Origin of the sequence: Paraburkholderia sp. BR10936 (genome assembly GCF_040965735.1) — a bacterium.
Taxonomy (GTDB): domain Bacteria; phylum Pseudomonadota; class Gammaproteobacteria; order Burkholderiales; family Burkholderiaceae; genus Paraburkholderia; species Paraburkholderia nodosa_A.
This window is the reverse complement of sequence record NZ_JBFRCM010000003.1, coordinates 345,056-365,892: the sequence shown is the minus strand read 5'-3', so window position 1 is coordinate 365,892 and position 20,837 is coordinate 345,056. Positions and strand designations below refer to the sequence as shown.

The 20,837-nt window shown below is 66.3% G+C and carries 16 protein-coding genes and 1 pseudogene; 11 read left to right on the top strand and 6 right to left on the bottom strand.

Annotation, left to right across the window (positions count from 1 at the left end; all coding sequences use genetic code 11):
• Positions 1 to 287 precede the first annotated feature (287 nt).
• Positions 288 to 974 (bottom strand): HugZ family protein, encoded by a 687-nt coding sequence (locus tag AB4Y36_RS08175; protein ID WP_368682697.1) that lies wholly within the window; start codon positions 972 to 974, stop codon positions 288 to 290.
• 154 nt (positions 975 to 1,128) lie between these two features.
• Here AB4Y36_RS08175 and AB4Y36_RS08170 point away from each other — a divergent pair, with 154 nt between their 5' ends.
• Positions 1,129 to 2,349, top strand: coding sequence for an MFS transporter (locus AB4Y36_RS08170; protein WP_368682696.1), 1,221 nt, complete (start codon positions 1,129 to 1,131; stop codon positions 2,347 to 2,349).
• A gap of 116 nt (positions 2,350 to 2,465) precedes the next feature.
• Here the strand turns inward: AB4Y36_RS08170 and AB4Y36_RS08165 are convergent, their stop codons facing one another.
• Positions 2,466 to 3,611: a branched-chain amino acid ABC transporter substrate-binding protein gene (locus tag AB4Y36_RS08165; RefSeq protein WP_342924397.1), complete on the bottom strand. Its 1,146-nt coding sequence runs from the start codon at positions 3,609 to 3,611 to the stop codon at positions 2,466 to 2,468.
• Positions 3,612 to 4,181: 570 nt separating this feature from the next.
• On the bottom strand, positions 4,182 to 5,321 hold the full coding sequence (locus AB4Y36_RS08160) for an NAD(P)H-dependent flavin oxidoreductase (RefSeq protein WP_368682695.1): 1,140 nt from the start codon (positions 5,319 to 5,321) through the stop codon (positions 4,182 to 4,184).
• 265 nt (positions 5,322 to 5,586) lie between these two features.
• Here AB4Y36_RS08160 and AB4Y36_RS08155 point away from each other — a divergent pair, with 265 nt between their 5' ends.
• Both AB4Y36_RS08155 and AB4Y36_RS08150 read left to right on the top strand, forming a co-directional pair.
• The gene (locus tag AB4Y36_RS08155; RefSeq protein ID WP_368682694.1) at positions 5,587 to 6,285 is read left to right on the top strand and encodes a dienelactone hydrolase family protein; all 699 of its coding nucleotides are present in this window, start codon (positions 5,587 to 5,589) and stop codon (positions 6,283 to 6,285) included.
• A gap of 167 nt (positions 6,286 to 6,452) precedes the next feature.
• Entirely contained in the window at positions 6,453 to 7,967 is a 1,515-nt protein-coding gene (locus tag AB4Y36_RS08150; protein ID WP_368682693.1) for an amidase, read from the top strand.
• 80 nt (positions 7,968 to 8,047) lie between these two features.
• Here the strand turns inward: AB4Y36_RS08150 and AB4Y36_RS08145 are convergent, their stop codons facing one another.
• The 3 genes from AB4Y36_RS08145 to AB4Y36_RS08135 all read right to left on the bottom strand — a co-directional run bounded on the left by AB4Y36_RS08145 (position 8,048) and on the right by AB4Y36_RS08135 (position 10,181).
• On the bottom strand, positions 8,048 to 8,359 hold the full coding sequence (locus AB4Y36_RS08145) for a high-potential iron-sulfur protein (RefSeq protein ID WP_069265209.1): 312 nt from the start codon (positions 8,357 to 8,359) through the stop codon (positions 8,048 to 8,050).
• A 205-nt stretch (positions 8,360 to 8,564) separates the two neighbouring features.
• A complete protein-coding gene (locus tag AB4Y36_RS08140) occupies positions 8,565 to 9,671 on the bottom strand; it encodes an NAD(P)/FAD-dependent oxidoreductase (RefSeq protein ID WP_069265210.1) in 1,107 nt (368 codons plus the stop codon).
• 201 nt (positions 9,672 to 9,872) lie between these two features.
• The gene (locus AB4Y36_RS08135) at positions 9,873 to 10,181 is read right to left on the bottom strand and encodes a DUF4148 domain-containing protein (RefSeq protein ID WP_069265211.1); all 309 of its coding nucleotides are present in this window, start codon (positions 10,179 to 10,181) and stop codon (positions 9,873 to 9,875) included.
• A gap of 649 nt (positions 10,182 to 10,830) precedes the next feature.
• Between AB4Y36_RS08135 and AB4Y36_RS08130 the strand changes: the two are divergent.
• The 8 genes and pseudogenes from AB4Y36_RS08130 to AB4Y36_RS08095 all read left to right on the top strand — a co-directional run.
• Positions 10,831 to 11,253, top strand: a pseudogene (locus tag AB4Y36_RS08130) (hypothetical protein); the annotation flags it as partial.
• Between the two features lie 54 nt (positions 11,254 to 11,307).
• Complete coding sequence (locus AB4Y36_RS08125; RefSeq protein WP_069265212.1) at positions 11,308 to 12,108, top strand: endonuclease/exonuclease/phosphatase family protein; 801 nt, start codon at positions 11,308 to 11,310, stop codon at positions 12,106 to 12,108.
• A 785-nt stretch (positions 12,109 to 12,893) separates the two neighbouring features.
• The gene (locus tag AB4Y36_RS08120) at positions 12,894 to 13,664 is read left to right on the top strand and encodes a ferredoxin--NADP reductase (RefSeq protein ID WP_069265213.1); all 771 of its coding nucleotides are present in this window, start codon (positions 12,894 to 12,896) and stop codon (positions 13,662 to 13,664) included.
• A 406-nt stretch (positions 13,665 to 14,070) separates the two neighbouring features.
• A complete protein-coding gene (locus tag AB4Y36_RS08115) occupies positions 14,071 to 15,099 on the top strand; it encodes a sensor histidine kinase (RefSeq protein WP_368682692.1) in 1,029 nt (342 codons plus the stop codon).
• Positions 15,096 to 15,752 (top strand): response regulator transcription factor RqpR, encoded by a 657-nt coding sequence (rqpR, locus tag AB4Y36_RS08110; protein WP_069265214.1) that lies wholly within the window; start codon positions 15,096 to 15,098, stop codon positions 15,750 to 15,752. The genes AB4Y36_RS08115 and rqpR overlap by 4 nt, the downstream gene beginning before the upstream one ends.
• Before the next feature lie 323 nt (positions 15,753 to 16,075).
• Positions 16,076 to 17,494 carry an amino acid permease gene (locus AB4Y36_RS08105; RefSeq protein WP_368682691.1) on the top strand — a complete coding sequence of 473 codons (1,419 nt, stop codon included), beginning with the start codon at positions 16,076 to 16,078 and terminating at the stop codon, positions 17,492 to 17,494.
• Positions 17,495 to 17,929: 435 nt separating this feature from the next.
• Positions 17,930 to 18,427, top strand: a complete 498-nt coding sequence (locus tag AB4Y36_RS08100) for a (2Fe-2S)-binding protein (RefSeq protein ID WP_069265216.1) — start codon at positions 17,930 to 17,932, stop codon at positions 18,425 to 18,427.
• 14 nt (positions 18,428 to 18,441) lie between these two features.
• Positions 18,442 to 20,832, top strand: coding sequence for a xanthine dehydrogenase family protein molybdopterin-binding subunit (locus tag AB4Y36_RS08095; RefSeq protein WP_069265217.1), 2,391 nt, complete (start codon positions 18,442 to 18,444; stop codon positions 20,830 to 20,832).
• Positions 20,833 to 20,837 lie beyond the last annotated feature (5 nt).

The following is a 20,837-nucleotide window of genomic DNA, read 5'->3' as shown; positions in this document are numbered from 1 at the left end:
TAAAAATAATTAAAGCCAGATTTCCAATCCCGCGCCTTCCAGCAAGCCTCTAACTCATTGTCATTTCGTGCAAATCGGTATTTTTACTAAATCCCGCTTTTGCCAGATAAATCCACATCTCATAATTAGCAGCGGATGAAAATTAAATGCGTTGAAATACGTCAAACATTTCATCGCATGACAACTTTGAGCCAATCAACGGGGATAGAAACCGGTTGCTGCGAAGCAGCATGAGGCGACGCGCTATATAGGACGGCGGACAACGCCCGCATGGGCGGAATAAACCGTCATTGCGTATGGCGCTCAATGCAGTCGGCTAGCACCGCATGCAAGGATTGCAAATCAAACTGTGGCGCATCGAAAACAAAGCGCGTGCGGGCGCCGTCGATCACGAGATCGGCGCCGTAGCGATCCACGCCTGCGAGGTCCAGTCCGGCTCGGCGGGTGGGGTGCGTTTCGAAAAAGCGGATCAGCGTGGTTTCGTCGGCGGGAGCGAGCGGGGGGAGCGCGTCGAGGTCGGCGCCGTCCATCCAGCCCATTGCGCCAAACCCGCCGATATAACGCAGCCGCTCGACGTGCATGACCCAGAAGGTGAAGTCGCCGAGTGCGAGATAGCGCTCGGCGTCCGGGTGATAGCGCACGTAGCGCCGCGCCAGCGCCTCGCTCGCTTCGTGGGCGGCTGAATCGACCGGCGCGACTGGTTCGAAGCGGCCGAGCAGCGTGGCGCGCGGGGCGTTCAGCACGTCGGCGTCGGGTACGTGCGCGACGAGAAAGCCCGCGCGCGGGTCGTCGAGCAAATTGCGCGTGTGCTCGGCCAGACGGCTCACCAGGATCACCGGACGGTGCTGCGCGTCGGGCGCGAACGGCAGCAGCGTCGGATACGGAAAACCGCGCGGCTCGCGCGAGTGCGTGGCGAGCGTGCCGATAGGCGCCTGGTGCAGCAGATGCAGTGGGGCGTGAGCGGGAATCTTCAAGGGCGCGTCCTCGAGTCGAACGATGGATGCTCCTGATATTAGAGCAGCTGACCCGGCCAACGCGCTGCGACAGGCCAGTCGCACCTTCGTTAGAATCATCGTTTGCTTTCAGGCGCCTTCCTGGTCCCTTCCCTTCCTTCTGCCCGGAATCCCCGTGTCCGACCGACCGACCGACCCCGCCCTCGCCGTTGCGAGCCCAGCCGCCCACCATCGGGCGCTGCCCGCCGGCACGCGTCATCGCGCGCGCATCGCGACCATGGCGCTCTTTTTCGTCGCCGGCATGATGTACGCGTCGTGGGGCGTGCACGTGCCGACCGTGCGCGACAAGTTTCATCTGAGCCCGGCACTTCTCTCTTACGCGCTCTTCGCGGTCGCGGGCGGCTCTATCGCCGCGATGACGACGATCGGCGGCTGGATCGCGCGCGTGGGCTCGCGCCGCGCCTGCCTCACCGGCGGCCTGACGATGTCCGTGTGCGGCGCGCTGATCCTGGTGGTCCCGTATTACTGGATGCTGATCGTGGTGCTCGCCTTTTTTGGCGTGGGCATGGCCACGCTCGACGTCGCCATGAACGCCGAAGCGAGCGCCGTGGAAGAAGCCGTCGCCAAGCCGATCATGTCGGGACTGCACGGCATGTTCAGCCTGGGCGGCATGGCGGGCGCGGCGATTGGCGGCGCGCTGCTCGCGCGCGGCATGGCGCCGGCGCTGCATCTCTTTCTCGCTTCGGCGCTGGCGGCGCTCGTGCTGTTCGTCTCGTGCCCGGCTGTCCTGCCGCACGTGCCGCACGCTACGCACGGCGAGCACGCGAAAACCGGCAACCGCTGGCGCACGCCCGCGCTCTGGGCGCTAGGCGCCATCGCGCTGATCGCTCTGATCGCCGAAGGCGCGATGTACGACTGGGCCACGGTCTACATGCGCGACGTGGTGCTCTCCACGCCTGCGCTCGCCAGCGCGGCCTACGCGGCGTTTTCGGGCGGCATGGCCGCGGCGCGCTTCGCCGGGGACGCCGTGCGCGCGCGCTTTGGCGCGCCGCAGCTCGTGATGGCGAGCGCCTCGCTCGCGTGCGCGGGCATGATCGGCGCGCTGTTGCTGCCGTTCTCGTTCACCGCGCTCACGGGCTTCACGCTGATGGGGCTCGGCCTCGCCAACATGATGCCGGTGCTGTTCGCGGCCGCTGCGCGCGTGAAAGGTATCCACGCGGCCGAAGGGCTCGCGCACGTCGCGGGCATCGCCTATTTCGGCTTGCTGTTCGGGCCGGTGGTGATCGGCGGCATCGCGCAGGTGACCAACCTCACGGTCGGGCTCGCCGTGGTGGCGTTGTGCGCGGCGCTCGTGGCGTTTGCGGGGCCGAAGGTGCTGCGGCGGCTGGGGATCTGAAAGCGCATCGATAACTGCGTCACGCGCAGCCCCAAACGAAAAAAAGCCCGCAGGCCGAAACCTGCGGGCTTTTCCAATCGCGTGAGCGAAATGGGTAAGTACGCGCTAAGCGCGAATTACATCTTCACGACGTCGAGCAGCGACTTCTTGCCCGACTTGTAGTTGTACAGCGAGATCACACCGTGCTTGAGGTCGCCCTTCGAATCGAAGGTCGTCTCGCCAATCACGCCCTTGTAGTCCGTCGTCGGCATTTCGGCGAGGATCTTTGCCGGATCCGTCGAGTTCGCACGCTTCATGGCGTCGACGATGATGTACACAGCGTCATACGTGAACGGTGCGTAGATCTGGATCGGCTGGCCGAAGCGCTTCTCGAACTTGGCTTCGAATTCCTTGCCGCCCGGCATCTTTTCGAGCGCCATGCCGGCTTCCGAACACACGATGTTGTCGGTCGCGTCGCCGGCGAGGTCGGCCAGCTTGTCGGTACAGACGCCGTCACCCGCGAGCACCTTCGCGCGCAGGCCAAGCTGCTTGGCTTGCTTGGCGAACGGGCCGCCGGTGGCATCCATGCCGCCGTACATGATCGCGTCGGGGTTTTCGCCCTTGATCTTCGTCAGAATGGCGCGGAAGTCCACGGCCTTGTCGTTCGTCGCGTCATGCGACAGCACGTTCATGCCGAGCGACTTGGCGGTCTTCTCGAACTCGTTCGCGAGACCCTGGCCATAAGCCGTCGAGTCGTCGACCACGGCAACGGTCTTGACCTTCAGGTTCTTCGCCGCGTAGTTCGCGAGCGCCGGGCCCTGCTGGGCGTCGGTCGCCACGACACGGTAGGTCGTCTTGAAGCCTTGTTGCGTGTAGGCCGGGTTCGTGGCCGACGGCGAGATCTGGACGATGCCTGCATCGCTGTAGATCTTCGATGCCGGGATCGACGTGCCCGAGTTCAGGTGGCCGACGACGGCAACGACCTTGTCGTCGACGAGCTTCTGCGCGACCTGGGTGGCCGTGCGCGGGTCAGCTGCGTCGTCTTGTGCGTCGAGCACGAGCGTGACCTTCTGGCCGCCGACCATGAGGCCCTTCGCGTTGATCTCTTCGACTGCGAGACGTGCGCCGTTTTCGTTGTCTTTACCGAGGTGCGCAATCCCACCCGTAAGCGGCGCGACGTGGCCAATCTTGACCGTAACGTCTGCGCTCGCTGCCGTTGCGAACGACGCGAACATAATGGCCGCAGCGCTGATCGGCAACAGCTTGTGAAGCTTGATAGTCATGTAAGTCTCCAGTTTCGAACCCAAAAGCTACGTAATCGCCCAGTGCTCCCGCGCCCCGAACGTGTCGCTCCCCGTGCGGACGACCACGCAGGATGCATCCTTGATGCACCTGGCCAGCATGGCGAATGGTCCGTTCATGGCGGGCCGCCCATCCATACTTGCGCGCAAGTGTAGGTGATCAAATTAATTTGGGGGACTTTTTTCAGATATTGGTGCGAGTACCAATATGCGTACTGCAAGAACAGTTCGAAACCCTGATCAATCGACCGCAAGCCTTATGTAATAAGGCATCCGGACTTTGGATCCAATTATTGGGAGATTCCCTGAGGGGTCCCGTGCGAATCGTTTTTTGGATTATTTGACGGGAGTTATTGGTGTGTTAGCGCACGCGTTCCGGGAATACACCAGGATGCCTTGCGACCATATCAAAATCCCTCCCATTCGCGATAACGTTTGCGAGTCGCACGGACGCCCGGAACGCACTTTTTTGCGCGTGCCGGTTCAAGTAAGCATTCGATTAATTTTGCACGCCGATGCGTTGCGGACTCGCCTCTCATGCGGCTACCTGCCTCACGCGTCGTGACTCAGTTTGCCTGACACAGCACGCCATTCGGCATCGAGCGCAGCGACGATTTGCGCGGCGCCGAGACCGGCCTCGCGCGTACGCGAAAGCGGTGCGCCCTGCCCCGACCACAGCGACAGATAATCGCCGTCGTTCTCGCGCGCCGCGCGCTGCCGCAACGGCTGCGTGAGCGCGTTTTGCACGGGGTACGGCGCGACCGTCTCGGGCCGAGCCTCGAGCTGCTGCATGAGCGGATTGCGAATGCCGCGCGCGTGGCGTCCGGTGATCGCGCGCGTGACCGAGGTCGCGGTATCCGTCGACGTACGCAGCCGCGCCTTCCAGTCGGCGGGAATCGCACTTTCCGCGCAGCCGAGAAACGCGGTGCCCATCTGCACGCCTTGCGCGCCCAGCGCGAGCGCCGCGACGATGCCGCGCCCGTCCATGATGCCGCCCGCCGCCAGGACCGGCAGGCCGACCGCACCGGGCGCAGCGACCGCATCGACGAGTTGCGGCACCAGCGCCATCGTGCCGATAAGCGCGTGCGGCGCCTCGCCGATGAACGTGCCGCGGTGGCCGCCCGCTTCGGCGCCTTGCGCGACGATCGCATCCGCACCCGCGTCGCGCCACGCGATGGCTTCGGCCACGTGAGTGGCCGTGCCCATCACGTAGCTGCCCGCCGCATGCAGGCGCGCGACGTCGGACTTGGGCAACAGGCCGAACGTGAAGCTCACCACCGGCACGCGCAGCTCGATCACCGCGTCGAGTTGCGCGCGAAAGTCGGGCGCGTAACGTGCGAGCGCCTCACCGGGCGGCAAACCGTGCTGAGCCGCCACCGGATCGATCGCCTCGAGCGCGCGGCGCACGGTGGCTTCGTCTGGATTCGCAGGGTCGAGCACGAAGAGATTCACGCCGAAGGGCTTGTCGGTAAGCGCGCGAATCGCGGCGACTTCGCTCGCGATCTTTTCGGGTGCGAGCGCCGCCCCGGCGAGAAAACCGAGCCCGCCCGCGTTCGACACCGCCGCGACGAGCGCGGGCGTGGTCGGGCCGCCCGCCATCGGCCCCTGCACGAGCGGCAGGCGCAAACCGAAGCGGCGGCTGAACGGCGTGGAAAAGTCGGGCGACGTGCGCAACGCGGGAGCAGAACTCATGAGGCGATCCTTGTATGGCTGAATGAGCGATGACGATGCAATCGCTACCGACTCTAGCCAAAGCCCTCCTGCCCGAAAAATGAATAATCGAGATCATTACGATCCGCTTGCGAGAACGGGTTTTCCGTGGCGTGCGCTGCAGAGGTCCAAGGGCCTATGGCAAACTGGCTCCCCGATTTCGCGATGCGCCGCGGGCAGTGTGCGAGCCGCCTGCCTGAGCGCTGCGGCGCGTCGCATGACTCATTGATGAAGACGGAGAAACAACATGAGCGTTTCGACCAAATGGATCGACATTCCCGCCGGCAATGACAGCTTCGGCGCGTACCTCGCGCTGCCCAGGGGCGGCAAGGGTCCGGGCATCGTCATCCTGCAGGAGATCTTCGGCGTGAACGGGCACATCCGCGACGTCGTCGAGCAATATGCGCTCGACGGCTACGTGGCGATCGCCCCCGACATGTTCTGGCGCGCGGCCCCTCGCGTCGAGCTCGACTACGTGGGCGCGGACCGCGATCGCGGCATCGCGCTGATGCAGAAGACGGACGTCAACCTCGTGGTCGAGGACATCGCCGCGACGGCGGCTGCGCTGCGCGCGCTGCCCGAGTGCACGGGCAAGGTCGCGGCGATCGGCTACTGCTTCGGCGGCCGTCTTGCCTACCTCGCGGCCGCCAGCGGTTCGGTGGATGCGGCGGTGTCGTACTACGGCGGCGGTATCCAGAATCAGCTCGATCTCGCCGACAAGGTCACCAAGCCGATCCTCTTCCACTACGCCGAACTCGATCACGGCATTCCGCTTTCGGCGGTGGGCCAGGTGAAGGAGCGCTTCGCGGGCCGCCCGAACGCCGAGTTCCACCTGTACCCGAACGCCGATCACGGCTTCAACTGCTCGGTGCGCGCCTCGTACAACCAGCACGCTGCGGCGCTCGCGCACGGCCGCACGTTGAGCTTCCTGGCCGAGCATCTGTAATACCCTTCGGGCGGCGACGACGGTTGTCGCCCGGCCGTCGTTGCGCACGCCTTGCTGCATCGATGCGCGCGCAACGACAAACCCCGCAAGCGCGCCGCCCGCTTACACTCCTTGCGTAGCCGTATCGCTCAAGCCCGGCCCCAACCCAACGACGAGGAGTGCGCGCCTTGCAATCCGACTATCTGGAATACGACGCCATCGGCCTCGCCGATCTCGTGCGCCGCCGCGAGGTGAGCGCGCGCGAGCTGCTCGACACCGCCATCGCCCGTGCGGAAGCCACCAATCCCGCGATCAACGCCATCGTCCTCAAGGACTATGAAGCGGCGCGCGAGCGCGCGCGGCGCATCGAGGCGTCCGGCAACGGCGTGAGCGCGCTGAGCGAAGGACCGCTCGCCGGCGTGCCGTTTCTCGTCAAGGACCTCGGCGCGGCCGTGGCCGGGCTGCGGATGACGCTTGGCAGCCGTCATTACCGCCACTACATTCCCACCGCCGACGCGCCCGTGGTTGCGCGGTTTCGCGCCGCGGGCCTGAATATCTTCGGCAAGACCAGCGCCTCGGAACTCGGGCAGATGCCCTATACCGAACCCGAGCTGTTCGGCCCCTGCCGCAACCCGTGGAACCTCGATCACACGCCCGGCGGCTCGAGCGGCGGCGCGGCCGCCTCGGTCGCGGCAGGCATCGTACCGCTCGCGCACGCGTCCGACGGTGGCGGTTCGATCCGCATTCCAGCGTCGTGCTGCGGGCTCTTCGGCTTCAAGCCGTCGCGCGCGTTCCAGCCGGCGTCCGACGTGCCGCCCCCGCCCGGCGCACTCGGCGTCGATCTCGCGGTGTCGCGCAGCGGGCGTGACAGCGCGCTGATGCTCGACCTGATCGCCGGCGACCCCGCGTTGCCTGCCGGCGCGCCCCGCACCTTCCTCGCCGCCGCGCGCGCCCCGCTCGACGGCTCGAAGCCGCTCGCCATCGCGCTGTTGACCGAGCCGATGTTCGCGGACACACTCGCGCCCGAAGTGCGCAGCGCGCTCGACGATGCCGCCGAACTGCTCACGTCGCTCGGCCATCGCGTGGAGCCGTTTTCGCTGCCCGTGGATTACGCACAGGCGCGCGAGGCGTTCCTGATGCTGTGGTCGGTGGTGGCCGAGCAGTACGTGCTGCACGCGGACGACATCACGGGCACGAAGCCGCACCGCCGGGAGTTCGAGATCGCAACCTGGGCCATGGCGCACATCGGCCAGAAGCTCGGCGAGCGCGAGCTGCCCGCGGCGCTCGACGTACAGCAGCGCATCACGGCGCAGCTCGCCGACCTGATGAAGCGCTACGACGTGCTGCTGTGCCCGACGCTCGCGGCTCCGCCGGTGAAAATCGGCGAACTGAAGCCAAGCCAGAGCGAGCGCATCCAGATGCGCGCGGTCACGGCCATGCCGGTGGAAGTGCTGATGAGAAAGCTGCTGACCGAAGCCTCGAACAAGGCATTCGCGTGGGCCGGCTGCACGGAGCTTTTCAACTTGACGGGCCAGCCGTCGATGTCGGTGCCGCTCGCGTGGAACGCTCGCGGGCTGCCGATCGGCGTTCAGTTCGCCGCACGCGAGGGCAACGACGCATTGTTGCTGCGCCTCGCGGCGCAACTGGAGGCGGCGCGCCCGTGGTTCAACCGTCGGCCGCCGCTGCTGCAGGCGCGGCGCTAGCGCGCTCGCGCTTTCATGAACGACGTGCGCGGGCAGCGAAGCGTGTGGGGTCTACGCGTTGCAGTGCCCGCACCGTTCCATCACGCCTTCTTGTTATAAGCGCTGCACCAGCCCTTGCCCGCGACCTGCTTGCCGCCGAACATCGGGCACGGCGCGAACGCGTCGGTGGCCTTGCCCTGGTAGAACGTGCAGTTGCTGCAGTCCTGGCCGGCGGCGTACTTCGCGAACTTCGCTCGGTCGACCTTGGTCGCGTCGAGCTTGTAGCCGAGCGCCTGGGAGGTGGGATCGGATTCGGCAGCCTTGGGCGCGTCGGCGAAGGCCTGGCGCGAAAGCGCGAGCGTCGACGCGACGCCGATGCTCGTAATCAGAAAGCTGCGGCGGGACGATTTCATATGACTCACTCCAGTATTGTGGCGATTCGTTCGCTGGGTTTTCGCGCGGCGCTATGGTGTGACGCGTGCCGCGCATGCCTCTGAGCCGCTCTGGTGGCGGCGTCGCGAAGAAGCTTAACAACGAAGCAAGCCCCGGTGACGCTGCAATGCCGGAGATAAGCGAGCGGCATGATGCCGCTCGGCGGAAGAAGGGCGCAAAGCCCGATCAATCGAACGAAGCCATCTCGCACACGCGCTGTGCGATCGCCAGTGAAGCCGTGAGCCCCGGCGACTCGATGCCGAACAGGTTCACGAGGCCGCGCACGCCGTGCGACGCCGCGCCCTGAATCATGAAGTCGGCGGCGGGTTCGCCCGGCCCGGAGAGCTTCGGGCGGATGCCCGCGTAAGCGGGCTGCAGTGCGCCATCGGGCAGCGCCGGCCAGTAGGTGCGGATCTGCGCGTAGAAGGAATCGGCGCGGCGGGGATCGACGTCGTAATCGACCGCATCGATCCATTCGACGTCGGGGCCGAAGCGCGCCTGGCCGCCCAGATCGAGCGTGAGATGCACGCCGAGGCCCGCGTCGTTGGGCATCGGATAGATGAGGCGCGAGAACGGCACCCGACCCGAAACGCTGAAGTAATTGCCGCGCGCCAGATAGAACGGCGGCACATGGCGCGCGTCGAGCCCGCGAATGCGTTTGGCGAGCTTCGTCGCATAGAGGCCTGCGCTATTGATGACGCAGGTGGCTCGAATGTCGATCGGCGCGTCGCCGCCGGTTCGCACCGTGAAGCCGCCGCCCAGCGCATCGATCGACTCGACCGGCGACTTCAGCGCGATCACGGCGCCGTCGCGCTCCGCGTCGCCTTGCAGCGCGAGCATGAGCTGATGGCTGTCGACGATGCCGGTTTGCGGCGAGTACACGGCCGCGACGCATTCGAGCGCCGGTTCGAGCGCGAGCGCCTCGCTGCCGCTGATGCGCGTGAGGTCGAACACGCCGTTTTCCTTGCCGCGCGCCCGAATCGCCTCGAGTTGCGGAATCTGGTTCGCCGCCGTGGCGACGAGCAGCTTGCCGCAGCGCGCGTGTGTGACATTGTGCGACGCGCAGTACTCGTAGAGCATTTCGCGCCCGCGCACGCACAACGTGGCCTTGAGCGAGCCGCGCGGGTAGTAGAGCCCGGCGTGAATCACCTCGCTATTGCGCGAACTGGTGCTGGTGCCGATGGCCTCGGCGGCTTCGAGCACGATCACCTCGCGCCCGCGCGCGGCAAGCGCACGCGCAACGGCGAGGCCGACCACGCCCGCGCCGATCACCACGCATTCGATCTGGTCCATGTCCCTGCGTCCCGCCTTCGCAGCGCCGGCAGGCAAGCCGGCCGCACCGCGATCCTCTCTGCCATGGGGTGGGCAGCGCACCACGCGCGCCGCCGCCTGACAAAAATTGTACGCCGCCCGGCGGGGAGGCTACGCCAGACTCTCGCAAGGAAAGAGCGGAAGGGAACAGAGCAGGGCTGTCGGCGCGCATGCGCCGAAGCGTCAGTTGGCGACGTTGTGTGCGCGGAAAAAGCCTGCGGCCTGCTCGCGAGGCGCGGTATAGCCGCCCATCGCGTATTGCTGCGGATAAGCCGGCGAATTCGGGTCCAGACTCAGTTCACCGTGAGCACGGGCGCTGGCCAGCTCGGCCTTCACCTCGGCACGCGTCTTCGGGGCGTTCGTGGCGACCGCCGCGACGGGAAGCGATTGAACCGCCGGCGTCGCCGCATCGCCGCCGGCGAACGCGGGCGCAGTGGCAAGAGCGGTGGCGGCGCTGACCAGCAGGACAGCAAGCGTAACGGACTGCTTCATGGCGATGCTCCTTCGAGACGATGCCCGGCAAGCTTTGCAACCGATGCTGGCCAGCCGGCGGAATCCGGACAACGCGTTTGGCGCGTGGAAGCCAGTGTAAACACGGGCTATCGAAAAGCCATCCCGATAAGGAACAAGTCAGCGTTGCAGCCACGACAACAATTTTCGACAGAACACCCCAAGTTATTTATGTTTGTTGCGCTTCAATAACCAATCACTGGGCGCGCGATGGTTGAAGCGCGCCTGCCGCGCCCCCATCTCTGATGAACCGCTGCGGTCCGGCGTTTGCGAACCCGGTATAGGATCGATGGTCAGAACGTACCCGCCCCGCCGTAGCGTTGCCGACACTGTCGCCTCGCGCGGCGCCGTGCACGGAGCCACCTATATGAAGTTGTGGAAACATTGCCTTGCCCTGCTGCTCTTCGCCGCCCTCGCCGGAACGAGCGTGTGCGCGCTGGCGCAAACAACGGCGCAGCCGGCCTATACGACGCCTTCGGAGCCGCCCATCCTGCCGGGCACGCAAGCGCCGGCAGAGCCGCCTCCGCCTCCCCCGCCGCCGACCTCACGCGCGGTGACGCCACCGCCCCCGCCGCCGCCCACTGCACCCGCCGGGACCGCCGGTGCGCCCGCTCCTGTCACGCAGGGCGCTGTCCAGTGGGAGCTGCAGGTGATGCGCGACGGCCAGCAAATCGACGCGTTCAATGGCACGACCTCGATCGGCCAGGCGCACACGGACACGCATCACAAGGTCGTCTCGCACCGCGTGGGCTGCAAGGATCAGCCGGCCGGCAGCATCGATCTCTCGCGCACGATCACCGTTTCGCCGCTGCAGGTTCGTGCGAACCTGGTCGTCCTGTCGGTCGACGCGCAGGAAACTCTCGAGAACGACACCGTGCCGACTACGCCCGAAGGCTGCCGGCTGCCACCGCAGCCGCGCCAGGTGAACGCGAGCCACCCGGGCCTGATCGTGCCCGATGGGCAGTGGGTGACCTGGCAGATCGTCGACCAGAACCCCTCGCTTGCGTACCGGGTACGCGCAACGCTCGCGCCGCCGTCCGCATCCGCACAGTGACCGCAACAATTCAATGCACGACCCGGCGTGACCCAAACCGTTAGAAAAAAACGCATGCGAAATCCCGAACAACCGCTCATCGACACCTCACTGAGCAAAGACTTCGTCGCCGTGAGCTGGAATCTGCACAAGGGCCGCTCGCCGCTGGGCTTCGAGGCCTGGGAGGCGATGCGGCGCTGGGTGCAGTCCACCCATGCCGACGCCTGGTTTCTCCAAGAAGCGATGGCCCGCCGCTTGCCGCAGCCGGTGCTCGCCTCGGCCTTCGGCGCGCAGCTGGGCGACCCGCTCGACGACGTCTGGCACTGCCAGGCCACCGAAATCGCCACCGCGCTCGAATTGCAGATCGCCCTCGGGCCCAACGTGTTCAAGCCTTCATGGCGGCACGGCAATGCGATTCTTTCGCCGCATCCGCTCGATCTGGGCGGACGCTGGGACATTTCTGCGCACCGCTTCGAGCGGCGCGGGTTGCTCGTTGCGCGCGCAAACATAGCCGGCCAGTCCGTCACGCTGCTGTGCGCGCACCTCGCGCTCACCCGCAGCGCGCGGCTGCGGCAGATGAACTGGATCGCGCACTGGATCGTGAAGGAGGCGCCGCAGGGGCCGCTCGTGCTGGCGGGCGACTTCAACGACTGGCGCAACGATTCCGTGCCGCTTTTCGCGGAGCATGGGCTGCAGGAAGTCGCGACGCTGCTCGGCGAGCCGGCGCGCACCTTTCCGGCCTTTTCGCCGGCGCTCGCGCTCGACAAGATGTTCGTCCGGGGCCTCAAGCCCGTCGAGCTGATCCAGCCCGCGCAGGAGACCGCCTGGCTCTCCGATCATCTGCCGTATATGGCGCGCCTGCGGCTCGAAGACTGACGCACCAGGCAGCAATGGCGGCGCGCGGTTCCACCGAAGCATCCGCGCGCCACTCCCCCGATCGCGGCCCACGGCGCGTGCAAGCCCGCGCTAATATGTCGCGTCGCGCGCGCCGCGCGTTTCGTCAGGTCTCCTCAGATGCATTACTTCGCCACGCTGTCTCGCGCGCCGCGGCGCACCGTCGCAGCACCGCTGCAGCGTCGAAAATGGCGCCATTGCGCGCGCATCGGCGCCTAAAACCCGCGCCGAAACAGCCCCGCCAGCAGGGTCAATGCTGCGGGCTGTCAGACCTTCCGGTATCATTTAGCGGAAAATTCGCACAAGCCGATCGCGTTTTCGCAATCCGGCGCGTGCCGCCAGCAGCAGGAGAACCCGCTCTCGCGGGTCCTGGCAAGCTCCGCTCCGGCCCGCGAGGCCGGGTGAAGTTTGACCCGCCGCCCCCTTTTGCCGTCGCCAGCCGTCCCCGCGAAAGCGTGTTGCGCCCGCGCGCGGACGCCAGCACACCGCCGCAGCGAGCCACCCTCCCTTGCCGCGCAGCGGACCCAACCCGGTCCAGGCAGATCGACAAGCAGGATCGACCGGGTCCTTGCGGCGCGAGCGCGGTAAAATAGCGGATTGCGCCCCGTTCGCAGCGGGGCAAACTGGCAAAACAACAGGGACTTGCCTGCCGTGGCGTAAAGCCAGGCCGACGGGTCCCGGGCATATCGTCAAAGCTACGCTGTACTGGACAGCAGGCCGGCAGGATCGCCGCAGTCAGGCGGCGCTTGTTTCGCACTTCAGGAACCATGAGCAAATTCACCGAAGAAACCGTTCTGAGCGTCCATCACTGGACCGACACGCTTTTCAGCTTCACCTGCACGCGCGACCAGGCCCTGCGTTTCGATAACGGCCAGTTCACCATGGTCGGCCTCGAAGTGGACGGCAAGCCGCTGATGCGCGCGTACTCGCTCGCGAGCGCGAACTACGAAGAACATCTGGAGTTTCTGAGCATCAAGGTGCCGGACGGCCCGCTCACGTCGCGCCTGCAGCACCTGAAGATCGGCGACAAGGTGCTGATCGGCAAGAAGCCCGTCGGCACGCTGGTGGCCGACAACCTGCTGCCCGGCAAGGTGCTGTGGCTGCTCTCGACCGGCACGGGCCTCGCCCCGTTCATGTCGATCATCAAAGACCCGGACATCTACGACCGCTTCGACAAGATCGTGCTCACGCACACCTGCCGTTTCGTCGACGAACTCGCGTACAAGGACTTCATCACCGAAGAGCTGCGCGAGCATGAATACCTCGGCGAGATCGTGCGCGAGAAGCTCGTGTACTACCCGACCGTCACGCGCGAAGTGTTCGACAACCGCGGCCGCATCACCGAGCTGATCGACACGAAGAAACTGTTCGAAGACCTCGATCTGCCGTCGTTCTCGCCCGAGCGCGACCGCATCATGCTCTGCGGCAGCACGCACATGCTGCGCGACACCGTCGATCTGCTGGAAAAGGCCGGCCTCACGGAAGGCAGCAACAACCAGCCGGGTCACTACGTGGTGGAAAAGGCGTTCGTCGGTTAAGCGCCCGCGTCAGGTCGCTCGCGACAAGAAGAACCGGAGCCTCGTGCTCCGGTTTTTTTTCGCCTGCGCATTTTTAATTGGCCCTGTATTTTGTCGTTGACGCAGTTACAGTTGTCACACAAATGCGATACCTTTCCTGTCAGTATTTTTCCTACATGACAAAGCGCTGCGACCTCATGCTACACCTGAAGTTTGGCCGCTAACCCTTGCCCAGCCTGAAGTTTTTCTTTTTTTAAGATATTATCGCAACGCAACATTGGACACACTCATACGTGTCCAGGGGCAGAGCCAGGTTGTTACTGGTTGTAAATTTCGTTACGCTGCGCCGTGCTGTTCGCCGTCACGCGGGGAAGCCAAATCCCGACGGACGTCTGACAGCAGGAACCGGTTCCTGAACGGGGGAATGATGGATACGTCGAGATACGCCGCGCCGAACGCGCGCACGCCCGCCGGCGATGCGCCGCGCGCCGCTCATGGCGTCGACGGCCTCGCCCTCCTCGCCTGGTCCGCTGCCGCCGACCAGGCGGCCACGGTGGCCGCGCTCGAAGGCCTCGAGCGCGCACATCGGCAGATTGCCGCGCCAGCGCGCGGCGCACACCGCCGCGCGAGCCGCACGCTTGCCCACGGCAGCGCCGCCCAGTCCATTCACGCCGACGAAGCCGTGCGCCACCAGCTCGCGCGCGACCTGCACGACAGCGTCGGCGCGGAACTCGCCGCCACGCACTTCGCGCTCGCCAACGTCCACACCTGGCTGCCCGCCAATGCCCCGCCGCAATGCGCCGAGGCGCTCGCGCTCGTCGCCCGCTCGCTCGAAGCCGCCACCGGCGCAATGCGCCAGGTGCTCGACGGCCTGCACGCGCCGCACCTCGACGCGGGCCTGGCACCGGCGCTCTCGTCGTGGGTGCACAGCTTCGCAGCGCGCACGGGCCTCGCCGCAAGCGTAGCCGGCGCCGGCGACGACGCGCGCCTTGCCCGCCTGCCCGCCGAGGCCGCGCTCGCCGTGTTCCGCGTCGCCCAGGAGGCGCTCGCCAATGTGGCGCGCCACGCGCAGGCCACGTGCGCCGAGGTGCGGCTCGAAAGCACGGCGCGCCACCTCACGCTCACCATCGCCGACGACGGCATCGGCATCGGCCTCGCGCGCGCCGCGGGCCGCCCGCGCCGCAGCCTGACGAACGGTCATGGCGACGACAGCACAGACAAAGGCGCGAGCCGCACCGGCCACTACGGCCTCGCCGGCATGCGCGAGCGCTGCGCCGCCTTCGGCGGCTCGCTGCGCGCCGTCAAGGGCGGCATCACGCACGCGCACCACGACGACGCACTGCAGGAAGCCGCCCCGCGCGGCACGACCGTGCGCGCGCGCTTCGCCTGGGACGCGCTGCTCGGCGCCGCCCATTCCGCCTCGCCCCTCCTCATGAAACAAGGCGCCCGCTCATGACCCATCGCATCCTGCTCGTCGATGACCATGCCGTCGTGCGCCAGGGCGTTCGCCAGTTGCTGCTCGACCGCGGCATTGCCACCGAGGTGATCGAAGCGCAAACGGGCGCCGAGGCGCTGGCCGCGATCGCGAAGCATGTGTGCGACGTGGTCCTGCTCGACATCTCGCTGCCGGACATGAATGGCGTGGAGGTGCTCAAGCGCGCCAAGAAAAAGGCGCCGCGCGTGCCAGTGCTGATGTTCTCGATGTATCGCGAGGATCAATACGCGGTGCGCGCGCTGAAGGCGGGCGCGGCCGGCTATCTGTCGAAGACGGTGGACGCCGCGCAGATGATCTCCGCGATCCAGCAGGTCGCCGCGGGCCGCAAGTACGTGAGCCCGGCCATGGCCGAAGCGCTCGCCGACTACGTGCTGGTGGACGGCGAGCAACTGCCGCACGAGAAGCTTTCCGACCGCGAATACCAGACGCTGTGCATGCTCGCCTCGGGCAAGCGTCTCACCGACATCGCGCACGCGCTCTCGCTGTCGGTGAAGACCGTGAGCGTCTACCGCACGCGCCTGCTCGAAAAGATGAAGCTCACCAATAACGCCGAGCTGACCTTCTATGTGATGAGCAACCGGCTCGTCGACCTTTCGCCTACCGTCAACGCCTGACGTTGCGGCGCCCCTGCGGCATCAAGGCGGCCTTTCGCCACAACCCGTTGATCCGGAAATGAATCTCGCCGTTTGCGCGGGTCCCCGCAAGGATCGCGCGCGGGCGTCGCGGATTGCGGCGGAATCGTCCGCGTCGAACGAACGTTTCCGACCCTGCTCGACCGGTCTCGCGCGCGAGTTCCGCTAAAATTTAGGGTTTCCCCCAAAGGCATCCGGCACGCGAAGCCGGCGCAGGCGGGCGTAGGTCAATCATGGGTCAACCACGGGTCAACCACCGCTCCAGCTCCTCGCCTTCGCGCGTTTTACGTGGAGTTCCCCGCCAAATGTCCCTCTTTCGCAAGAAGAACGTCGAGCACATGTTGCAGGCAAGCGCCCAGGGCGCCGGCCTGAAAAAAGCACTCGGCGCACTTGACCTCACCTTTCTCGGCATCGGCGCGATCATCGGCACCGGCATTTTCGTGCTGACCGGCACCGGCGCCGTGCAGGCCGGCCCGGCGCTCATGATCGCGTTCCTGATCGCGGCCGTGGCCTGCTGCTTCGCCGCGCTCGCCTACGCCGAGTTCGCCTCGACCATTCCCGTGGCCGGCTCGATCTACACCTATTCGTACGCCACGCTCGGCGAGCTGGCCGCGTGGGTGATCGGCTGGGACCTGATGCTCGAGTACGGGCTCGCCACTTCCGCAGTCTCGGTGGGCTGGTCGGGCTACCTGCAGTCGCTGCTTTCGGGCTTCGGCCTCACGCTGCCGGCCGCGCTCTCGGCCGCGCCCGGCGCCGTGCCCGGCGTGCACACGCTCTTCAATCTGCCCGCCTTCCTCGTGATGATGGCGATCACGGGGCTGCTTTCCGTGGGCGTGCGCGAATCCACGCGCATCAACAACATCATGGTGGCGATCAAGGTGACCGTGGTGGTGCTCGTGATCGCCGTGGGCGTGTTCCACGTGACCCCCGCGAACTGGCATCCGTTCATGCCCAACGGCTGGCGCGGCGTGTTCGGCGCCGCGGCGGTGATGTTCTTCGCGTTCATCGGCTTCGACTCGGTGTCGTCCGCCGCCGAGGAAGTAAAGAACCCCAAGCGCGATCTGCCCATCGGTATCATCGCCTCGCTCGCCGTGTGCGCGGTGCTCTACGTCGCCGTGGCGGCGGTCGTGACCGGCATCGTGCCCTCGCCGCGCTTCGCCCATGTCGGCCACCCGGTCTCGTTCGCGCTGCAGGTGGCGGGCGAAAACTGGGTCGCGGGCTTCATCGATCTGGGCGCCGTGCTCGGCATGCTCACCGTGATCCTCGTGATGAGCTACGGCCAGACCCGCATCATCTTTGCGATGTCGCGCGACGGTCTCTTGCCCGCGAAGCTCTCGAAGGTGCATCCGCGCTTCGCCACGCCGTTCTTCACGACCTGGCTGGTCGGCATTTTCTTTGGTCTGATCGGCGCGCTCGTGCCCCTGAACGTGCTCGCCGAACTCATCAACATCGGCACGCTCGCCGCCTTCTCGATGGTGTCGATCGCCGTGCTCGTCCTGCGCCGTACGCACCCGCACCTGCCGCGCGCGTTCCGCTGCCCGGGTGTGCCCGTGGTGCCGATTCTCGCGGTCGCTTCGTGCCTGTTCCTCATGATCAATCTCCAGCCGCTCACGTGGGTCGCGTTCCTGGTCTGGACCGCGTTCGGCCTCATCGTCTACTTCGGCTACTCGCGTCGCCATTCGCGTCTCGCGCACGCGCCGCACGAGCACGTGCATCACGACTGATGCGCGTGATCTCGCGGTGACTCATCGCTGCACTGCAACGCAACGGCCCGCCCGAGCCATCGAGGCGGGCCGTTTTTTTTGCTGGCCGCAAGCATTCTGGAGGGTAAAACTCCGCGCAGCGAAATTCGGCAAATTGTGCTTTACTGTCCGGGCGTCACCCCAGGCTTCACTGAACAGCAAGGCACCAGCCGGACCCAGATTCCGCTCCACCCGCAATGGTTCGATCCGCCCGAAGCGCCCCGCGTGGTTTGCGTGGCGCCGTGCGTTGCGCGCGCGTTGAGGCGCAACGCGTTAAACGGGCGAGTTTTCCCACGGGCGGTTATAGCGGTCGATTCAGTGTAAAAAAGCGGGCCCAGGCAGGTCTCTATCCCATCATCTGGCATGGGACCGGAGCCACACGCAGCGCCGTGCTCCGGTCGACATTGGAGACAATCAATGGCGATCAGTATTAGCCTCACGGTCAACGGCGCGCCCGTGACCGCCGAGGTCGAACCTCACACGCTCCTCGTCCAGTTCCTGCGCGAACAGCAGCGTCTCACCGGCACGCACGTCGGCTGCGATACTGCCCAATGCGGGGCCTGCACCGTCCACCTGAACGGCCGCGCGATCAAGTCGTGCAACCAGCTCGCGGTGCAGTGCGACGGCATGGAGGTGACGACGATCGAAGGCCTCGCGAAGAATGGCGAGCTGCATCCCATGCAGACCGCGTTCCGCGAATGCCACGGCCTGCAATGCGGTTTCTGCACGCCCGGCATGGTGATGTGCGCGACCGCGCTCGCCGCCGCCAATCCCGACCTCACGGAAAGCGACATACGCGAAGGACTCGACGGCAACTTCTGCCGCTGTACGGGCTATCACAACATCGTGAAGGCCGTGGCCGCGGGCGCGCAGGCAATGCGCACCGGCGCCCCCGCTGCCGCCACGACGGCGTGACTCGGGAGGCCACCATGAACGCACCCGAACCCAATCGCATGATCGGCGCACCCGTCAAGCGCAAGGAAGACTTCCGCTTCCTCACCGGCGTCGGCCAGTACACCGACGACGTCGTGCTGCCCGCACAGACCTACGCCGTGTTCGTGCGCTCGCCGCACGCCCATGCGCGCATCAAGCGCATCGACGTCAATGCCGCGAAGGCCTCGCCCGGCGTCGTGGCGGTCTTCACCGGCGCGGACCTCGCCGCGGAAAACGTGGGCGGCCTGCCGTGCGGCTGGCTCATCCACAGCATCGACGGCACGCCCATGAACGAGCCGCCGCATCCCGTGATCGCGCACGAGAAAGCGCGCCACGTCGGCGACCAGGTCGCACTCGTGATCGCCGATTCGGTCAAGGCCGCGAAGGATGCCGCCGAACTGGTCGAGGTCGATTACGAAGAGCTGCCTGCCGCCGTCGACACGGCGCACGCCGCCGACGCCGGCCAGCCTCTCGTGCACGACGGCGTGCCGAACAACACCTGCTACACGTGGGGCCACGGCGACAAGGCCGCGACCGACGCCGCCTTCGCACAGGCCGCGCACGTGACGACGCTCGACATCGTCAACAACCGGCTGATACCGAACGCCATCGAGCCGCGCGCCGTGAACGCGAGCTACTCGCAGCACGACGACAGCTACATCGTGTACGTGGCGAACCAGAACCCGCACGTCGAGCGCCTGCTGATGGCCGCGTTCGTGCTCGGGCTGCCGGAAACGAAGCTGCGCATCGTCGCGCCCGACGTGGGCGGCGGCTTCGGCTCGAAGATCTTTCTGTATGCCGAAGATGTCGCGCTCACGTGGGCCGCGAAGAAAATTCGCCGGCCGGTGAAGTGGACCGCCGAACGATCGGAGTCCTTCGTTTCCGATGCGCACGGCCGCGACCACGTGACCAAGGCCGAACTCGCCCTCGACAAGGACGGCAAGTTCCTCGCCATGCGCGTGCACACCACGGCGAACATGGGCGCGTATCTCTCGACGTTCGCTTCGAGCGTGCCGACCATCCTCTACGCCACGCTGCTCGCGGGCCAGTACACCACGCCCGCGATCTACGCCGAGGTGAAGGCCGTGTTCACGAACACGGTGCCCGTGGATGCGTACCGCGGCGCAGGGCGTCCGGAAGCGACCTACGTGGTCGAACGTCTCGTGGAGACGGCCGCGCGCGAGATGAACATCGACCCGGCCGAAATCCGCCGCCGCAACTTCATCACGAGCTTCCCGTATGCCACGCCCGTTGGCCTCACCTACGACACGGGCGACTACGAAGCCTGTCTCGGGCGCGCACTGGAGCTCGCCGACGTGAAGGGCTTCGCCGCGCGCCGCGACGCATCGAAGGCGCAGGGGAAACTGCGCGGTCTCGGCTACTCGTGCTACATCGAGGCATGCGGGCTCGCGCCGTCGAACATCGCGGGTGCGCTCGGCGCGCGTGCGGGCCTCTTCGAAGCCGGCGAGGTCCGCGTGAACCCGACCGGTTCCGTCACCGTGTTCACGGGCTCGCACAGTCACGGCCAGGGCCACGAGACGACGTTCGCGCAAGTCGTGGCCGATCGCCTCGGCGTGCCGATCGAACAGGTCGAGATCGTGCACGGCGACACGGGCCGCATTCCGTTCGGCATGGGCACCTATGGCTCGCGCTCGATCTCGGTGGGCGGCTCGGCCATCATGAAGGCGCTCGACAAGATCGAGGCGAAGGCGAAGAAGATCGCCGCGCACATGCTCGAAGCGGGCGCGGAGGACATCGAGTTCGCCGACGGCGTGTTCCGCGTCGCGGGCACCGACCGCACGAAGACCTTCGCGGAAATCTCGCTCGCCGCGTACGTGCCGCACAACTATCCGCTGGAGACGCTGGAACCCGGCCTCGACGAAAGCGCGTTCTACGATCCGACCAACTTCACCTATCCGTCGGGCGCGTATCTCTGCGAAGTCGAAGTCGATCCCGAGACGGGCGAGACGCGCATCGAACGCTTCACCGCGGTCGACGACTTCGGCAACGTCATCAACCCGATGATCGTCGAAGGCCAGGTGCATGGCGGTCTCGGCCAGGGGATCGGCCAGGCGATGCTCGAGCAGTGCGTGTACGACAACGAGAGTGGCCAGTTGCTCTCCGGCTCGTACATGGACTATGCGATGCCGCACGCGTCGGATGTGCCTTCGTATACGGTCGAAACCGCGAAAGGCACGCCGTGCACGCACAATCCGCTCGGCGTGAAGGGCTGCGGCGAAGCCGGCGCGATCGGCTCGCCACCCGCCGTGATCAACGCGATTCTTGACGCACTCGCGCCGCTAGGCGTGAAGGACCTGCAGATGCCGGCCACGCCGCATCGTGTATGGCAAGCGATCCAGGCCGCGCAGGCCACTTCGCAACCTTGAGCGGA

Bases quoted from the DNA above. Each gene is read 5' to 3' on its own strand.
- AB4Y36_RS08165 (WP_342924397.1), bottom strand. From the start codon at position 3,611: ATGACTATCAAGCTTCACAAGCTGTTGCCGATCAGCGCTGCGGCCATT.
- AB4Y36_RS08160 (WP_368682695.1), bottom strand. From the start codon at position 5,321: ATGAGTTCTGCTCCCGCGTTGCGCACGTCGCCCGACTTTTCCACGCCG.
- AB4Y36_RS08155 (WP_368682694.1), top strand. From the start codon at position 5,587: ATGAGCGTTTCGACCAAATGGATCGACATTCCCGCCGGCAATGACAGC.
- AB4Y36_RS08145 (WP_069265209.1), bottom strand. From the start codon at position 8,359: ATGAAATCGTCCCGCCGCAGCTTTCTGATTACGAGCATCGGCGTCGCG.
- AB4Y36_RS08140 (WP_069265210.1), bottom strand. From the start codon at position 9,671: ATGGACCAGATCGAATGCGTGGTGATCGGCGCGGGCGTGGTCGGCCTC.
- AB4Y36_RS08135 (WP_069265211.1), bottom strand. From the start codon at position 10,181: ATGAAGCAGTCCGTTACGCTTGCTGTCCTGCTGGTCAGCGCCGCCACC.
- AB4Y36_RS08125 (WP_069265212.1), top strand. From the start codon at position 11,308: ATGCGAAATCCCGAACAACCGCTCATCGACACCTCACTGAGCAAAGAC.
- AB4Y36_RS08120 (WP_069265213.1), top strand. From the start codon at position 12,894: ATGAGCAAATTCACCGAAGAAACCGTTCTGAGCGTCCATCACTGGACC.
- AB4Y36_RS08115 (WP_368682692.1), top strand. From the start codon at position 14,071: ATGGATACGTCGAGATACGCCGCGCCGAACGCGCGCACGCCCGCCGGC.
- rqpR (WP_069265214.1), top strand. From the start codon at position 15,096: ATGACCCATCGCATCCTGCTCGTCGATGACCATGCCGTCGTGCGCCAG.
- AB4Y36_RS08105 (WP_368682691.1), top strand. From the start codon at position 16,076: ATGTCCCTCTTTCGCAAGAAGAACGTCGAGCACATGTTGCAGGCAAGC.
- AB4Y36_RS08100 (WP_069265216.1), top strand. From the start codon at position 17,930: ATGGCGATCAGTATTAGCCTCACGGTCAACGGCGCGCCCGTGACCGCC.
- AB4Y36_RS08095 (WP_069265217.1), top strand. From the start codon at position 18,442: ATGAACGCACCCGAACCCAATCGCATGATCGGCGCACCCGTCAAGCGC.